20 protein-coding genes are annotated in these 16824 nt (G+C 54.6%); all 20 read left to right on the top strand.

Annotation, left to right across the window (positions count from 1 at the left end; all coding sequences use genetic code 11):
* The first annotated feature begins 74 nt into the window (after positions 1-74).
* Complete coding sequence (locus ACLHIL_RS07485) at positions 75-1415, top strand: hypothetical protein (protein ID WP_411297336.1); 1341 nt, start codon at positions 75-77, stop codon at positions 1413-1415.
* Between the two features lie 813 nt (positions 1416-2228).
* Entirely contained in the window at positions 2229-2699 is a 471-nt protein-coding gene (locus ACLHIL_RS07480) for a hypothetical protein (protein WP_411297335.1), read from the top strand.
* Between the two features lie 2 nt (positions 2700-2701).
* Complete coding sequence (locus ACLHIL_RS07475; protein ID WP_411297334.1) at positions 2702-3625, top strand: phage major capsid protein; 924 nt, start codon at positions 2702-2704, stop codon at positions 3623-3625.
* A gap of 106 nt (positions 3626-3731) precedes the next feature.
* On the top strand, positions 3732-4241 hold the full coding sequence (locus tag ACLHIL_RS07470) for a hypothetical protein (protein WP_411297333.1): 510 nt from the start codon (positions 3732-3734) through the stop codon (positions 4239-4241).
* Positions 4229-4600: a hypothetical protein gene (locus tag ACLHIL_RS07465; RefSeq protein ID WP_411297332.1), complete on the top strand. Its 372-nt coding sequence runs from the start codon at positions 4229-4231 to the stop codon at positions 4598-4600. The genes ACLHIL_RS07470 and ACLHIL_RS07465 overlap by 13 nt, the downstream gene beginning before the upstream one ends.
* The gene (locus tag ACLHIL_RS07460) at positions 4525-4863 is read left to right on the top strand and encodes a hypothetical protein (RefSeq protein WP_411297331.1); all 339 of its coding nucleotides are present in this window, start codon (positions 4525-4527) and stop codon (positions 4861-4863) included. The genes ACLHIL_RS07465 and ACLHIL_RS07460 overlap by 76 nt, the downstream gene beginning before the upstream one ends.
* Entirely contained in the window at positions 4860-5267 is a 408-nt protein-coding gene (locus ACLHIL_RS07455; protein ID WP_411297330.1) for a hypothetical protein, read from the top strand. Before ACLHIL_RS07460 ends, ACLHIL_RS07455 begins: the two co-directional genes overlap by 4 nt.
* The gene (locus ACLHIL_RS07450) at positions 5254-5439 is read left to right on the top strand and encodes a hypothetical protein (protein ID WP_411297329.1); all 186 of its coding nucleotides are present in this window, start codon (positions 5254-5256) and stop codon (positions 5437-5439) included. Before ACLHIL_RS07455 ends, ACLHIL_RS07450 begins: the two co-directional genes overlap by 14 nt.
* Positions 5426-5989 carry a hypothetical protein gene (locus tag ACLHIL_RS07445; protein ID WP_411297328.1) on the top strand — a complete coding sequence of 188 codons (564 nt, stop codon included), beginning with the start codon at positions 5426-5428 and terminating at the stop codon, positions 5987-5989. The genes ACLHIL_RS07450 and ACLHIL_RS07445 overlap by 14 nt, the downstream gene beginning before the upstream one ends.
* 127 nt (positions 5990-6116) lie before the next feature.
* A complete protein-coding gene (locus ACLHIL_RS07440; RefSeq protein ID WP_411297327.1) occupies positions 6117-6416 on the top strand; it encodes a hypothetical protein in 300 nt (99 codons plus the stop codon).
* Positions 6371-6793: a DUF5361 domain-containing protein gene (locus ACLHIL_RS07435; protein WP_411297326.1), complete on the top strand. Its 423-nt coding sequence runs from the start codon at positions 6371-6373 to the stop codon at positions 6791-6793. Before ACLHIL_RS07440 ends, ACLHIL_RS07435 begins: the two co-directional genes overlap by 46 nt.
* A 34-nt stretch (positions 6794-6827) precedes the next feature.
* Positions 6828-10214, top strand: coding sequence for a tape measure protein (locus tag ACLHIL_RS07430; RefSeq protein WP_411297325.1), 3387 nt, complete (start codon positions 6828-6830; stop codon positions 10212-10214).
* Complete coding sequence (locus ACLHIL_RS07425; protein ID WP_411297324.1) at positions 10211-12376, top strand: hypothetical protein; 2166 nt, start codon at positions 10211-10213, stop codon at positions 12374-12376. Before ACLHIL_RS07430 ends, ACLHIL_RS07425 begins: the two co-directional genes overlap by 4 nt.
* A 12-nt stretch (positions 12377-12388) precedes the next feature.
* Positions 12389-13396, top strand: coding sequence for a hypothetical protein (locus ACLHIL_RS07420; RefSeq protein WP_411297323.1), 1008 nt, complete (start codon positions 12389-12391; stop codon positions 13394-13396).
* Positions 13389-13934 carry a hypothetical protein gene (locus tag ACLHIL_RS07415; protein ID WP_411297322.1) on the top strand — a complete coding sequence of 182 codons (546 nt, stop codon included), beginning with the start codon at positions 13389-13391 and terminating at the stop codon, positions 13932-13934. Before ACLHIL_RS07420 ends, ACLHIL_RS07415 begins: the two co-directional genes overlap by 8 nt.
* 35 nt (positions 13935-13969) lie before the next feature.
* On the top strand, positions 13970-14284 hold the full coding sequence (locus tag ACLHIL_RS07410; protein ID WP_411297321.1) for a hypothetical protein: 315 nt from the start codon (positions 13970-13972) through the stop codon (positions 14282-14284).
* A gap of 2 nt (positions 14285-14286) precedes the next feature.
* Positions 14287-14790, top strand: coding sequence for a hypothetical protein (locus tag ACLHIL_RS07405; protein ID WP_411297320.1), 504 nt, complete (start codon positions 14287-14289; stop codon positions 14788-14790).
* Between the two features lie 17 nt (positions 14791-14807).
* The gene (locus tag ACLHIL_RS07400; protein WP_411297319.1) at positions 14808-15068 is read left to right on the top strand and encodes a hypothetical protein; all 261 of its coding nucleotides are present in this window, start codon (positions 14808-14810) and stop codon (positions 15066-15068) included.
* A gap of 78 nt (positions 15069-15146) precedes the next feature.
* Positions 15147-16349: a peptidoglycan DD-metalloendopeptidase family protein gene (locus tag ACLHIL_RS07395; protein WP_411297318.1), complete on the top strand. Its 1203-nt coding sequence runs from the start codon at positions 15147-15149 to the stop codon at positions 16347-16349.
* 4 nt (positions 16350-16353) lie between these two features.
* Positions 16354-16626, top strand: coding sequence for a hypothetical protein (locus tag ACLHIL_RS07390; protein WP_411297317.1), 273 nt, complete (start codon positions 16354-16356; stop codon positions 16624-16626).
* Positions 16627-16824: the final 198 nt, after the last annotated feature.

Raw genomic sequence — 16824 nt, 5'->3', positions numbered from 1 at the left:
CTACTCGTTTGTTGAAAGCGGGGTGATATGTATTGGTTTCCCGCAAGCAAATGCGAGATTATCAGAACACCAACATGGCGATTAATGCGCGGATCGAAGCAGATATGCGTGAGGCTGTGGAGGCGGTGGCGAAGATTGAGGATCCTGAGCTTGTCCGTCCGGCGTTGAAGCAGTTGATTGCGGGGGTTCTGGAGCGGTATGGGCTTTTGTCTCAGCAGGCTGCGCAAGAGTGGTTTGAGACGTTGATTGGGTATCCGGCGATTGTTCCGGCGATTAGTCAGACGAAGAAATCGGCGAGTGTTATTGCTCAGTCGATTGGGCCGTTGATTGAGGCTCGTAATCTTCGGCAGGCTAGTGCGCTTGGGGCTCGCTGGGTTGGCCGCCGGGTTGATCGTAATGGTCGTGATGTGATCCATGCGTCGGTTGAGCATTATAAGGATGTGTATTGGGCGCGGGTGTTATCGCCTGGGGATAATTGCGATTTTTGTATTATCTTGGCGTCTCGTGGTCCGGTGTATGGATCGTCTAAGACGGCTGCGGCGACGGCTGATGGGAAGAGGTATCACGAGAATTGTCATTGTAGTGCTGTCCCGTTGAAAGGTCGCTGGGTTGTTGATCCGTCTAATCCTCGTGGGACTGCGTGGGTTGGTGACCGGGTTGCTGGTGTTGATTTCGATGAGTTGTATGCCAAGGAGTATAAGCCGTATTGGCGTAAGAATGATTCGATTGAGCATGTTGTTAAGCGTCGCCGGGAGGCATTGCGAGCCGCGGGGAAGCAGGAGGTAAGAGCAGAGGTAGCGGCTGGTGAATCGGTCGGAGCAGTATCGAAAGTAAAGCGCCGTAGAGGATCGAAACGGGTTGATTTTCCGTTAGAGCTTTTGCCGGCTAGTTCGCCGAATCGGAAGAATGGTGTTATTTATGCTCCTCCGGAGGGTGGCTGGCCTGCTGGTCGAGGGACTGAGGATGAGCCGCTGTGGGCTAGGCGGCAGTCGGAGTTAAGGTCGGAGACAAATGGTGAGTTTCTGAGTACGTTGGAGATTGAATCGCTTGAACGTCTGGAGAAGCATGACCATTATGTGAATTGGATTCCTCGTCCTCCGCATGTGTTAGGGGTTGGACGTAAGGCTTCTAATGATTTTTATTGGACGTCGAATAAGAATATTGAAGCGGATCTGAAGACAACATCAACTAAATGGGGGACTATCTCTAAACACCTATTGAAATCGATTGTAAATGCGAAAGAACATCATGTGATTAAAGAGAATTTCATTCTAGATTTCCAAGGAGTAGAAATAATCCCGGCTAAGGTAATGCGTTATCTGCGCGAATGGAATACTTCTCATGCTGCTGACCGCCAGATCAAGGAATTATGGATCATGTGGGATGATGGTAGACAACTGCTAAGAATCCTTTAAGCATAAAAAAGAACGGAGGCTTAGCCGCCGGTTTCCTCTTAGCCCAAGACACTATGGCCAGGCGCCCCGTTATTTTCAGGGTACAACGGGTGGCTCTCCGTTCTTTATCTTCATAGTAATGGGCGGGCGGTTATCTGTCAATACTTTATTTTATTTGACTGAAGATGATACACTGTGAAGCACGGCAGTAGGAAGGCAGTCCCTAGGGACAGCCGGGCCGCTGTCTCAGCCCTGTGGATACTTTGGTATTGGCAGGGCTTTAACTTTACCTGGAGTGTTTAGGGGTAAATATAAAAAGAACGGAGGCTTAGCCGCCGCCTGATCTTCTAGTTCCGCAATGAGAACGCCCACTTCGAAATCTGTTGAACAGAAATCTTGAGGTGCACCGGGTGGCTCTCCGTTCTTTGCTTTTATCGTAATGGGTGAGTATTTATCTGTCAATACTTTATTTTGTTATTTTGTTTGACTGAAGATGATACGCTACAGATACGGTGGCGGCCGGCAGTCCCTAGGGACAGCCTTGCACCATCTCCAGCCCTGTGGATACTTCGGTATTGGCAGGGCTTTAACTTTACCTGGGGTGTTTTAGAGGAAATAAAAAAGAACGGAGGCTTAGCCGCCGGCTGGTCTTCTAGCCCTAGACACTATGGACGGGCGCCCCAATTATTTTCAGGGTACAACGGGTGGCTCTCCGTTCTTTACCCACAGCATAGCTGGAAGAAACACAAGTAGCAACAATTTTTTATGGTTTTTGGCCTGTTCCCGCACGGGGGCGGGTCTTTTTCATTAACCCGCACGGGAGGAAACAAAAATATGGCTGACAATACAGCACATACTGGGCATGATACGACACCGGCAGGCATGATTCCTGCACAGGAAGAGGCTGCTGGTGAGGATTGGAAGATCCAGGCACGTAAATGGGAAGAGCGAGCGAAAGCGAACATGGCGGAGGTACGCCGGATGAAAACCGAGCTGGACGCTGCTCAATCCCAGAAAACCGACCTGGAAAAAGCATTAGATCGGATCGCGAAACTCGAATCGAATAATGCCAGGCTTGAGCACGAAAAACTTCTTTCACAAGTCGCAGCCAGTAAAAAGGTTGATCCTGGCTTGTTGAAAGGTGACACGTTAGAAGAGCTGGAGGCCTCGGCTGAGGCGCTACTAGCGTGGCGGGGCGATCGTCCAATCGTTGCACACGTGCCCCAGGCTGGAGCCCAGCCATCACAACCCAAACAAGATGAGAAACGCGAGTTTCTTAAACAACTTTTAGGCAAGGAGGAATAGCTATGGCTATTTTGGATTCAAAGACTCTTTCCGCCGTCCTTCCGCGCAATATCGCAGACGGCATGATTAAGAAAACCCTGTCAACCTCAACGGTGGCGAAACTATCGGGGCAAGAGCCCATGAAGTTCGGCACGGTGGATATTCTGCGTTTTAATAACACGGTTCGTGCCGAGTTCGTGGAAGAAAACGCGGATAAGTCCTCAACGGTTGCCGCGTGGGATAAGGTCACGGCGGTACCGCATAAGGCTCAGGTGACTATTCGCACGTCGAATGAATTCATGTGGGCGGATGAGGATTATCAGCTTGGCGTGCTCGATCAGGTTGCCGAGGCAGGCGCGAACGCCTTGTCACGTGCGTTGGATATGGGCCTGTATCATCGGGTGAATCCGCATACGGGTAACGTGATCGCCTCGTGGACGAATTATTTGACGGCGACGAAGAAAACGGTCACCCAGGGTAGTGCGGACGCGGACGCGGATATTCGCCAAGCGATCGGCCTGGTGATTGAGGACGGGACCCCGATCACTGGTTTGGCTCTCGATCCGAAGATGGCGTTCGCGCTTGCGAATTTGCAGTGCCTGTCGGGTGGTAAGCCCAATGGTATGCCGCGGTATCCCGAGCTGGGTTTCGGAACGGATATTACATCGTTCCTGGGGGTTAAGACGGCTGTCGGGACAACGATTTCTGGTCTGCCGGAGGCGGCTAAGGATACGGGTGTTCGGGCAATTGTTGGTGACTTCGCCGATGGTATCCGGTGGGGTGTCCAGCGTGATTTGCCTTTGGAGTTGATCCCGTATGGTGACCCGGACGGTCAAGGTGATTTGAAGCGGAAGAATCAGATCGCGTTGCGTCTTGAGATCGTCTATGGCTGGTATGTGATGGAGGATCGTTTCGCGTTGATTAAGACGGCAGCGGTTGGCGGATGATACGCCCGGTCGGCTGGTGGGTACGGATGATACGGTTACGGGTTTTCCGTGCCCACACACGCCACTAGGGACATTCCAACACCAATAGATTTTTAAGGAGTGTTGTATGTGGTTGACAGTTGATGATCTTCTCGCTGACTGGATTGGTACGGACGCTCCTTACGGGCAGGAAGACACGATCGGCAGGTGGATCGGGCGGGCGGAGCGGATGATCCGTCGTGAGTTTCCCTCGATCCAGGCGCGGATTGATTCTGGTGGTGAGCCCGACTTGTTAGAGACTGTGCGTGACGTAGTATCGGCGATGGTCACCCGGGTCTTTCGTAACCCGGAGGGGATTCGGCAACGCCAGGAAACGGATGGGTCGTTCACGGGCAGTATCACGTTCGCGGGCGACATGCCTGGCGGGTTGTTTCTTTCTGATAGTGAGCGTGACGCGTTACGTGAACCAGGATCGATAGGTTCTGGTGCGGCGTATTCAATCACGGTGTCAGGGAAAGACACCGGCCGTCATTACCCGTGGTGTGATCGAACGTGGGCGCGGGATTCTTGCTCATGCGGAACAGATATTGCGGGTTATCCGATCTATGAGGCAGGTGACTGCTCGTGCGTCGGATAACCGCGATAGGAAAGATTCACCGTAAACCGGCCGACGGGCTAGACAGGTACGGCAATCCGGTATCTGTGCCGGTAGCACAGTGGAAAACAGAGGACCTGCCCGTGTTTTCCATCCAACCCTCACCCCCGGTAGAAGAGTTCGCTGGCGGACGGGTGGCTGTAGAGCGTCACGTGCGGGTTTCTGCCCCGCTGTCTGCCCCGATTCCGGGGGTTGATGACCTGGTTAGTCTTCCTGGCTCGTGGAGTGAGGGTGGCTTGTTCATGGTTGTTGGTGAGGTGGAACGGTGGGAGACGAATCCGATTTTGCCGGTGACGTTACATGGCGGGATGGTGATCCGTTTGGTGAGGTATCGAAGATAGGGGTGGTTATCATGCCTGTGCAGGTGCGTCGTGTGGTGTTGCAGCATTCCCAGGTGCGGGCGTTTTTACGTTCGGATGAGGTTCGGGATCTGGTTGGCGAGTGTGCGGAGGAGATTGCGGGCCGTGCTGGTGAGGGGTATGCGTCGGAGACGTGGATGGGTCGTTCGCGTGTGATTGGTAGCGCCTATACGGATAGTGTCCGGGCGATGGTTGATTGCGCGAAAAATCAGACCTTGTTGCATGCGTTAGGGAGGTCCTCGTGATGGTTATTCCTGGTCCGGCTGATGTGGTGGCTGGGGTGGTGGCGTTTTTACGTGCGCGCGGTTTCCCAGCCTCTACACAGAATATGTTGGATCCTGTACCGGGGGCGGTGAAAGTGACCCGCACGGGTGGCGCTATGGACGGGAAACAAGATAAAGCCCAGATCCTGGTTGAGGTTTGGCATACCGATCAGGGTGTCTGTTTTGACTACGCTCGACGGATTTGGGCTGAGTTTGCGGCAGTATCGCGGGATGACCAGGAGGCTTTTCCTGGTTTGACCGTGTATGAGGCTGTCCCGTCGATCCCGTTGCAGTATCCCGATCCGCGTATGCCGAGTCTTGATCGGCATCAGTTTACGGTGTCCATGCTTGTCAGATGGGAAGAGGTGGAAGTTGGTAGAGGATAAAACAGAGCTTGTTCATCCGGTGTTTTCGCAGGTGTGTGCCTGGGTGGTAGCCGGTGAGGAAGAGTCATGGCTTGCCCAGGGTTGGGTGGGTCGAGAAGCAGGAAATGTTGGGATCATGCCGGTAGATGTCGGTGTGGAGAGTAAGGATAGTGAAGATAATGGCGTTGCCTAAAGTGATGATTGGTTCGTTGGAGAAGGTTGGCGGTTCGGTTGCGGCTGGCCCGTTGAATACGGCGTTGCCAACGGATGCGAAGTCGGAGTTGGATCCGGCGTTTAAGACGCGTGGTTTGATTGGCGTGGAGGGTTTCACGTGGTCGCCGGAGCGTGAGGATACGGAGATTGAGGTTGAGGGCGGGCTGGTTGCTCGGACGTTGACCACGAAGTATAAGGAACGTATCTCGTTGACGTTCATGGAGGCAGCGAACGCGGAAGTGTTGAAAGCTGTTTTTGGTGAGAAGAATGTTGAGGCGAAAGATAAGAAGGTTTCGATTAAGCATAATGCGTTGGATCCTGCCGAGTTGGCGTGGGTTATTTCGCTTAAGGATGGGGATGGCCGGCGTCGTCTGGTTATTCCTCGTGGTCAGTTGAAGCTTTCGGGTGAGATCGCGTTTGTTCATAATGACGCGATTAAGTATCCGGTGGAGATCACGGCGTTGGCTGATGATAACGGAAACTACACTTACGAGTATATCGAGGATACTGCTACCGGGCCTGCCGCGTAGTGTTCACTATTTTTCTGCGTGTGTGGTCTTGCCTGTCGGCTCAGTGTCGCCCTCGGGTAAGACCACACATGTCTCCCCCTTTTTTTCTTATTTGTCTTTTTGTTAGATAGCCGTTTTGGAGGTTGTAATGGTAAAGAAAGCTGTCAAAAATGAGCCGGTAGTACAGTTTCACGGTGAAGACGAGTTATTTGAGCATGTCACCGAGCATGGGACGATCCGTTTACCGTTTTTAGAAAACGTGCCGATGGGGATTCTTGAGGATAATACGGGTAAGCCGCAGGCGGCGTTTATTACTCAGATTATTATGGAGTTTTCTGACGAGGAGGCGGTGCGGGCTCGACGGGCGATGACGATCCGTGAGTTTAACGAGATGATTACTGCGTGGCAGGATCAATCCGCACTGAAACTGGGGGAATTGGTGTCCTGAGCCTCCTGTTGGGACGGTTCAGGGACGAAATCGAATATGAGCTGATCCGGCTGGGTTTACGTCTGCGAGACGTGGGCCAGCCGTGTTTTAATTTGCGGGATTTATTCCTTATCGTGTCTCATCCTATGCCGGGTTTGCCGTTAGAGCGTGTGGTGGCGGGTGAGGCGTGGACGCCGTGGAAGACCACGGATTATCTGTTGGCGAGCGTGTTGGATTGTGTGCGCTGGCTGGTGTGGTCAAAGACGCGCGACGGGGCGCGCGGGGTGAACCTTCCCACGCCTACCCCACGTCCGGGCATGGCTAACCAAAGTAGTGAAGAGTGCCAGCAGGTGCGCGGTGTCGAGGTCAGTGTGGATGAGGCGGCTGACATGTTCTAGAAGAGCGGAAAAACATTTGTAAGGGAGGGCTCTGGTGGCGGGTGTTGAGATAGCAAAAGCATACGTGCAGATCATTCCATCTATGCGTGGGGCGGAACGCCGGATTATGGCTGATCTGGGCGGTATTACTTCGACGGCGGGCAGCAAGATTGGTTCCGCGCTGGGTATGGGGATCGGCCAGAAAGCTGTTTCTCATGCGAAGTCTCTGATTGTTGGCGGTATGGCGTCGGTTGCTGGAGCCTCGACGGCTATTATCGGCACCGCCTTGACCAAGGGTTTTAACAGGTTAAAGAAGTTTGAGCAGGCAGAGCAGGGCTTGAAAGGTATGAAGCTGTCTGCTGAAGAGATTGACCTGACGATGAAGAACGCTGAGGCTGCGGTCAAAGGGACGGCATTCGGTTTGGATTCGGCGGCGACAGCGGCGAAGAATCTGGTTACAGCGAATGTGAAGCCTGGTCAGGAGTTGGAGCGGGTACTGCGTCTGATTGGTGATTCTGCCGCGCAGGCAGGCGTGGATTTTGACCGGATGAGCCTGATCTGGAGCAAGATCTACTCTAACCAGAAAATGCAGGGCGATGAGGCGATGCAGCTCATGGAAGCCGGAATCCCGATCTATCAGCTAGTTGCCAAACAGATGGGGATCACTGCCGAGGAAGCCCGAAAGATGGGTGAAGCCGGTCAGATTTCGGCAGACATGTTTGCTGACGCTATCGAGGCTGGGTTCGGTGGTTCGGCGTTAAAGATGGGTGAGACGGTTTCCGGATCGTTCGCTAACCTGGGAGCAGCGTTAGGCCGTCTAGGGCAGGGTATCCTTGCCGGGCCGTTCGCGGATTTACCGAAAGTGTTCACCGTCGCTAAAGACAAGATCGACAGCATAATCCCCACCGTGAAAGTCCTATCAGAAACCTATTACGGGTTGGGTAAAGCGGTCGGTTCGTTCCTTGCCACCGGGTCTGCACAGTCACAGTTAGATCTTTTACATTCGCTTAGCAATGTTGCGAATATGGATAGTTCTGCCAAGATCATGAAAAGTCTGGTGGTGCTCCGTGAGGAAACCGCGAAAACCAAAGTAGCGTTTTCTAGCCTCTTTACTGCTATGCGTGACCAGTTGCATCAGACGCATGGGGTGGAGATTGCCCTTGCTGCCCTGCCTCGGGTGATTAGTCTTGTTGGGGAAACGATCCGGGGCATGATGGGAAGCATGGAGGCTCTCGCTCCGGCGATGAAGTTTATTGCTCAGGCTGCCGCGATTATGGGTAACGGTATCCTTACCTCTGCGGAGATCCTTATCCCGGCGTTAAGTGAACTGTGGAAAGCGGTTGGCGAATCAGGTGTGACGGTTTCGGCGTATCTTGTGCCGGCAGCAACGGCAGCTTCTGCGGTGCTCGTCCCACTATCGCGTGTGGTGGCGGTGCTTGCTGAAACCATATCCCGACTCCCTACCCCGGTGTTGGCTGTCGGTGTGGCGTTCGCAGCGTTGAAACTGAAGATCGGCCCGATTGGGAAAACGATTAGTGGCGTGTCAAATATGTTGAAAGCGTTCGGGGATGACTCAACCGAGGTTGGCAAACGTATGGCGGCGATGAAACTGCCGGAGAATATTTCCCTGGTTGGGAAGATGAGCGCGGGCCTGAAAGCTATGGGCGGGGCTATGAAGTCGGCGTTTATGGCGAATCTTCCGATGATGGGAATAGCTGCCGCTGTCGCTGTTTTCGGCAAGATTAGTGAGGCTGCTGCTCGTAATAGGCAAGAAATCGAGGAGCTGTCGGCCACGTTTGATGGTTTAGGTAACGCCACCGATAACACTCGCCAAAAGGTTATCGAGATGATGGAAGCCGACGAGAACTGGTTTGGTTTGGGAGATAACTTGCTGGATCGGTTTAAGGACGCCGGCTATGCCACTAATCAGGTTGTTGACGCGGTTATTAACGGCGGGCAACAGTTGACAGCGTTACAAGACGATCTGGAGCAACGTTATAAGGATACCGGCAAAACACATTATCTTGATCTCGCGAAAGCGCTAGATAAGCTCAGTGAGGAAACTGCTGAGGCGCGTGATGAGCAGATTAAAGCGACTGCTGAGAATCGGACGGCTGCAGATACGATACGTGACCAAGAAAAAGCGTTACAGGGAGTGATTGACGCCCAGAAACGTCGTGACGATCAACTGAAAGCCGCACGAGATAGTTTCTTTGCCGCCCGGGAAGCCGAACGGTCCTACAACGAAACCTTGGCGGAAACCCAGCAGGCGATGGCCAACGGTACGGTAACAGATTTCGATGAAACTATCGATAGGTTGAGTAAGTCCTTGATTGATAATGTGGAAGCCCAGCAGAAGAATGGGGCGTCACAGGAGAAACTTAACGCGCTCATGGAAAGTGGCACTGAACAGATTTATGACATGTGTATTGCTGCTGGGATGAGTGAGGAAGCAGCGAGAGCTTACGTTAATCAGCTCAATATGACTCCTGAGTATGTGAAAACGACGATGACGCTCGACACGCAAAAAGCGTGGGGTCAGATCGGTAACATGCTGTTCGATATTAATAAAGAGACTGGCCTTATCACTATTGACGGCAATACATACCCGGCTGAACAGAAAGTATCTGAAATCCAGGGTGCGATCAATAATGCTGACGGGACGGTCACTATTCTCGGACAGACCCTCCAAGCTGACGAGACACTTGCCGATCTTATGGGGCGGATCGCCACTTCCGCGGGTGATGTTGAGATTAATGGTCAGGCTACACCGGCATATACGGCGCTTAATAAGGCTTTGGAGGCGATCAGTAAATCACAAAGTTCCGTGGTTATTAACGGTCAGGCAACCAATGTTTATGATGTGTTGGCTTTGGTTGAGGCGAACATTAGGAGTCGTCATCCGGTGGTCTCTGTCGGCGCTGTCGAAGACGCGGGATTGTGGCCGATGGTCAACAAGATCGTGGGTCAGATTTCTGGAAAGCAAGCACGTATTCAAGTTGGCGCGGTAGGAGGCACGGTAGCGTCGGCCGTGTCGAATGCTGATGGTTCGATTATGGGCCGGTATACGCGGGAACGTCATATTGCGCAGATTGCGCCGGCTGGGGCGTGGCGTATCTGGGCTGAGGATGAAACCGGCGGGGAGGCATATATTCCGCTCGCACGGTCGAAACGAACCCGCTCCACCCAGATCCTTGCCGAGGTTGCCCGCCAGTTCGGATACCGGCTCGAATCGTATGCGCAAGGAGGACTCCACGGGGTGAGCCCCATGCCTGTCGATGTGTACGGTCCGGCACGTCTGCCCTCCACTGTGATTCTTCAAGTAGGGGATCGGCAGATGGAAGCCTACGTGACGGAAGTCGCCTCAGGGATTCCTGGCGTGCAAGCCGCGAACGATATAGCCCGCTCAGCCACCCGCTATCGGGCACAGATGGGAGTGTGATTAATGTGATGTGGTGGGGTAGCCCTGTCAGCGGGCAAGGCACAACAGTACAAATCGGGATCGACATGCAGGTCGCTTCAACCCAGAACACGGACACGGTCACCTTGACCGCATACCTGTCCTGTTCTGCCGGCTGGGTATCAGACTCATATAACAAGCTCGTGTTTTACGGGGAAATCACGCAAACGTTCACGAACGTTCCGGTCAATATTAAAGCCGGCCAGCAAATCCAACTCGGACAGGTATCGAAGACTTTCACGAAACAGCCCGGCGTGGAATACTCGGTGTCGTTCGGGGTGCGCCTAGAGGAGTTCCAAACGGGAACCCCGTCTATGGTGGTCACCCATATTGTGCGTCCGATGGCCTATCAGGTGCCGGCACGTCCCGCGTTCTACGTGACCCGCCAGTCAGATAACCAAGTGGCGCTATCCTGGTCAGTGACCTCTACCAGTGAGGCGCCGATCTCCAGTTTCACGATCCAACGCTGCTATAACGCGTTACCGTGGGAAACGATCGCAACTCTCGACGGGCAGATGCGTAACTGGATTGATACGGCCGCACCAGGGGCGAACACGGTCATCAACTATCAGATCCGTGCCAACGGTCCGGGCGGGTCTTCACCGTGGAACCTGTATGAGCATTTATATATGACTCCTGGAGCACCGGCGTCTGTGGTAGGTCGGCGTGACGGGACGAATATTATTCTCGAATGGGTAAACACGGCGGTCGGAGCGGCCCAAATCGAGATCTGGGAGGGCTCTACCAAGATTGCCACCCTCAACCCGGGTACGACCACATACACGGTGGTCAATGCCGCCCAGGCGGCAGCCCACACGTACCGGCTACGCGCCCTCCTCGGCGGCCTGGTTTCCGATTTCACCTCGTCAAACACGGTGATTATGGCTTCTGCACCGCTTGCCCCGACCGAGCTGCAACCCTCCGGGCAGAACCAGCCGAAAGGCGCGACAGTGAACCTCGTGTGGCGGCATAACCCGACTGATACATCCGGGCAGACCCAATTCGAGGTTCAATACAGGTTTAACGGGGCTGCTAGTTGGACGAGTAGCGGGGTGAAAACCGCTACCAGTTCGACGTTCGCGTTAACGGTGGGGTCGAATAGTTCGTGCGAGTGGCAGGTGCGCACGACAGGCCAGGATAAAACGAAATGGTCGCCGTGGTCGAACACGGCAGCGTTCACGATAGTGGATCGTCCTAGCGTGCAGATCACTAGCCCGCCCACGTCAAGCACTGTTAATTCGTCTATGTTGACCGTCGAGTTCACATCGAGCCCGACGGTTGTTTTTTGGCAGGCAACCGCAACAGCAACGGGCTATTCCCAGTCAAAAACAGGCAGCTCGACGTCTCCACATCGGGTAACGTTCACAGGGATCCCGAACAAGGCAACCGTCAGTGTGAATGTGACGGTGCGAACCACGGTCGATTCCTTGCCGGTGTCGCGGTCGTTCACGGTTTCCTATAGTCCGCCGTCTACCCCGTCAGGGTCTGCCGTGTGGGATACCGCCCGCGGGTCGATCAATATCAACTACAGTGAGGGCCCGCTACTGACCGGCGGAATGGAGACGGTTAAGCTGCGTGTTTTACGGGTTGACGGGACGGGCGAAACCTTGGTTTATGAGGATTCACGTCCAGGCACAACCGCCGGGCAGGTTTCGGGTGTGGTCACGGACGGGCTGCCCTCGTTAACCGGGGCGGCCTATGTGATCGAGGCCGTGTCGAAAGATGGTGCTACGGCGCGCACCCGTGTCGAATCTGGACCGTTGCAACAGCAAGCCCAGTTCCTAAATTGGGGTCCACAGGCAGGGAAAGTTCTCAAGGTTACCTACAATCCGACGCTAGCGGTATCGGCAGACCGGCAAACAATTGTGCAAACGTTCGCAGGACATACTCTGCCCCGTGCGGTGTTTGCCGAGCAATGCACCACCACCTATACGGTTGGCGGTCTGCTGGTTTCAGATCCGGGGCTACCGGCAGCACGGCAAGCCCAAGCAGCAGTGTCCGATCTGGCGTTAACCGACAGTCCGGTCGTGCTACGCACCTTCGATGGGATGGTGCAAACCGGCTATGTTTCGGCGGTGAAATTGACTCGTAATAGGTGGCGTACCTGGGAGTTCTCGTGTACTCACACGCAGGCAGAACTATAAGGAGATGATTGTATGCGGGAGCGCTATTGGGTGGATGTGTTAACCCGTGAGGGGGTGCTGGTTGGCCGGTTGGATCGTTTCACGTCGCTGTCGTTGACGGGGAATGTGAATCGGCAGATCCGGTGGGATGGCCAGATGGAAACCCAGGGCGATCCGGGTGTGGACTGGTGGCGGCATAGGATACGTCCGATGTATCAGCGTGACGAGGCTGCGCCGGTCGCGTTAGGCGTGTACCTAGTTGAACCGGAATCCTGTAAAGAAACAGAAGGGCTGACCCATTCGCGTGGCTCCCTGTCGTTCAACCTGTATGACCGTACCCGTATCCCGTCGCTGGATAAGGTCGAGCAGGTTCACACAGAAGTCGCGGGATCGAAAGTCACCGCTCGGATTAAAGCATTGTTGGAATCGACTGGCGAGAAAGGTGTGGCTATCACGGATCGAGACGAAACCCTACGCACCGACATGGTGTTCGATCCGGGCACATCAAAACTACGAATCATCAATGATTTGCTAGACGCGGCCGGTTTTTTCGCTCTCTACACCGACTATTCCGGCCAGTATCGCGTCACCCCCTATACGGCTCCGAATCTGCGTCCGGTGGTGCGGGTCTACACGCCGGGCGGGCGGGATCTTTACGAGCCACAAGTGACAACAAGTTTTCCGGAAACCGCCGCGAACAAGGTGATACTTCAGGCTCGCGGGGATGGTGACGCGCCGGATCTGATCGCGGTGGCGCAAGACCGGGAGGATTTCGCCCGCACAGGCACCTGGCGAGCCATCCACGACGAGTCAGTAGAGGCAACATCGCAAGCAGTGCTGGATGGGATGGCACAGCGACGTCTACGCGAGGCTCAGCAGGCGACATGGACGCGTAGCCGTTCGGTGGAGGTGTCCCCGCTGGAGTTAAACAGTGTGATCGCCGGTCGTGATGGCGGGCGGGAAACGGTGGAGGAGATCCGGATTACCTGCCAGGCAGGCGCGTTAATGATGGTCACATCAAGGGAGGTGCGTGGTGGCTAACCCGTTTATTGATCTATTCGCGCCCGATACGGATACGGGCCAACGATGGTTTTGGGCGACGGTCGCCTCAGTGAACCCGTTACGGGTACGAGAGGACGGTGCGGCGAACCCGCTAGGAACGACTCCGCGCACCCTGGTGGCACTCACCCCAGGGGATCGAGTGCTATGCCTACGGGTGGGTAGGCGTCTGATCGTGATGGGCAAAATGGGCGGCGGGCCACCCCCAGAAGTAGTCTCACCAACCCAAATCACTATCAACGGTAAAACGTATAACCGTTTTGGTTTTCAGTCTCTGCCGTCGTTTGGGTTTGGGTATATGGCTCCGTTGGCGTGGGCGAAGATCCGGGTACCGTTTCCGTTTACTCCTCCGTCTGGGTGGGGGTTTCATTATGAGGTTGTGGATTCGGCGTCGGTGACGTTCGTATCGTCTTACACCTCGCAAAAGGACGCTTCTGGTACGTGGATTTGTATTTGGCAGTTGGCTGATCAGGATGCGTCGAAGGTGAAGAAGCTGCGTTGGGAACTCGTCCCAGCATAGAGAAACTGTAGGAACAATATTTTAGGGGTTGATTAGTGATGGTTGCGTTGACGTCGTTGAATGCGTTGATTGAGGATGAGGATTTTCGTCGCCGGGTTTATACGGCGGCGTTACTGGTGGGTGTGGTAGACGCTCATGATTTCACGGCACGGTTTTTAGGTAAGATCGCGGCAAGTAAACCGATTATCGAAGCCTATGATAAGGCGGTCCAGGCTCAGGCCTATGAGGGTGCTCATGGTCGGATTGGTTTTGATCCACGGGTGATTACTGACGAGATGATTATCAGCACGGTACGTGAGTGTGTTACCTGCGAGACGGGTACAGCCACGGATCTTGGGGTGGTGGTCTAGTCATGTCGAAGAAACTTGTTATAGCGCTGTGGCATACGTTGGAAGAGCCGCGGGCGGTCACCGCCGCAATGGTGGCAGCCTACGGACTGACACTACTGGTCGGCATCGACCTTTTACTCCACCTGCCTGGAGTATCCCCGGTTGCTGCGTGTTTGCGTCTCATGTGTGGGCTGCTGCTTGTGTTTGCTGGTTGTACGGGTATGCCCTCAGCGTGGCGGGGCGCGTACTGGTTGGAGCGGTTATCGGCGTTAGCGATGGCTGGCGGGCTCGCGATTTGGGGATTCCGACTAGTCACGGCCCAATTGTTTGTTCACCGTGACTTGCTGTTACACGCCCCGTTGGCTTCTGTGTGCTCTATTTTCCTCGGTGTGCTTTTTGGGTTCACGCGGTTTCGCCGGGTGGCTCACATGCCCTATGCGTTTGGTAAAGGTCCGTTACTACCAGAGACACAGGCACGGTTGCATGTGGCAGCTGAGCAAGAGCTAGGGATTATCGCGGCAGGCTAGGAAGAGAGTGGGACTAGATGGATGCAGGGGCGATTATTGGTTTGATCGCTGGCTCGACGTTAACGGTTGAGTTGTTGAAACAAGGTGTGTCCGGGGTGCAACAGCGGCGGCGTTCGCGGCGTAAGTCTCGCACGGAAATGGATTCGCTGCATGCGGCGCGTATGGAGTTACGTGAATACGTTTCGGTGTTGCGTCAGATGATGATTGAGCATGGGATTGACCCGCCTGATGTGCCTGAGGACGCCTGGACGGAGTGGACGATACGTAACGAGGAATAACCAAAAAAGAAAACATGTGTAAGGCCCGATGTGGGTCTATTTTTATGCCCGAAAAGCACGAGTAAAGGGAGGGTGTTGATGAGGGAACTAGAGACGTTTATGCGTCTGGTTGAGTCCAAAGCGGGCTGCCCGTACGTGTGGGGCGCGGATGGTCCAGGCGAGTTTGATTGTTCGGGGCTGATCGTCTGGGGGCTCCAACAGATCGGGCTGCTTGCCCGCGGTGAGGATCGGCATTCGACCGCGCTAGCAGTCATGGGCCGACAGATCAGCGTCGAGGAAGGCATTACTACTCGTGGGGCGTTTTTGTGGACGCCGACCCATATTGCGATCTCGCGTGGGGATGGCACAACAATCGAAGCCCGCAACCCGGATCTGGGGGTGGGGATCTTCCCTGCTACCGGTCGGGGCTGGACCGGGGCAAATATTCTGAACACTTTCACACAAGGAGGATCTATGGTGACGATGGCTTCACCGGCGGTAGGGATGGTCGCTTCGGAATACGGATGGCGGCCCCGCCTATCCGTGAATATCCCTGCCATGTTGCATGCCGGGATTGATATAGCGAACCAGACGGGTACACCCGTGTATGCCGCCTATGCGGGGGTGGTAGAAAAAGCCGGCTGGGCACCTGTGGCAGGCAGGTCAGGTAATGGGATTCTTATTCGTAATCCTGATGGGGAGCGCCAATACTACGGGCACCTATCGGCTATCCAGGTTATGGTCGGTCAACAGGTGGCGCTCGGTCAACAGATCGGACTCATGGGCGCAACAGGTAACGTCACCGGACCGCACCTACATTTCGAATGTTGGGATGTTAATGGTAAGACGCGGAATCCGCGTGAGGATTTCGCCACCCACGGGGTAATAATCGGCTCAACAACCGGACAAGGCGCACCCACACCAACCACCACTAGCACTAATGCTGGTGATGAGAATGGGGACGGGAAAATCACCTACTACGAGCGCTCTATTGACGGAGATTTTGGTGGCGAAACTGTTAAAGGGCTGCAAGAGTTTCTGCGCGACCGGCATGTCTATGCCCGTGAGATCGACGGGCAGCCCGGACGCTACACCTGGCAGGCCTGGCAACAATGGCTACAAACCAGGGGCTTCTATGTGGGTTACACGGTAGATGGCGACCTGGGCTATTACACGGTGTACGAAACCCAACGCTACCTACAATCTCTCGGGCAATACGCCGGCTGTCTACTCGATGGGCAATTCGGCGGGGAAACCATTAAAGCTCTCCAGCGGGTCCTGGCAACAACACGGAAAGGATAAAAACATGATGGATACGATTTTTGCGCCGCACGTGCGTTCCTGGATCTACGGGATTGCTCTAGCAGGGCTAGCAATCCTGACCGCCTATGGGATTGTGGATCAGTCAACATCCCCGCTATGGCAGACCCTCACCGCCGCGATCCTCGGCATGACCGCCTCCGGCACAGCGTTGGCATACCGACCAACCAAACACCCACAGGACGCGCCGGACATCCCCACCACAGACGGGGTAAACACGGTAACTAGTGGACACGGAAAACATGTGGCGGATGTTTAACGCATAATAATGGGTATGGGCTGGCTATCGCATGCGAGGAGTGTGGTAGTCAGCCCTCCTATTTTTATAAGTGGGGCAGAGTGTGGTGAAGTGCACAAAGTGGGGCGAACATGTGTTCGAAAAAGCGGGGTGGAAGTGGGGCGAAAACGCGTAAAATCCTTCTACCATGCGGAAGGGTTCTGCTCCCTCCTCCACCGC

This window comes from Trueperella sp. LYQ143 (genome assembly GCF_046599595.1).
Taxonomy (GTDB): Bacteria; Actinomycetota; Actinomycetes; order Actinomycetales; family Actinomycetaceae; genus Trueperella.
Note: the sequence above shows the minus strand (reverse complement) of the source record. Positions and strands in the feature narration are given on the sequence as shown.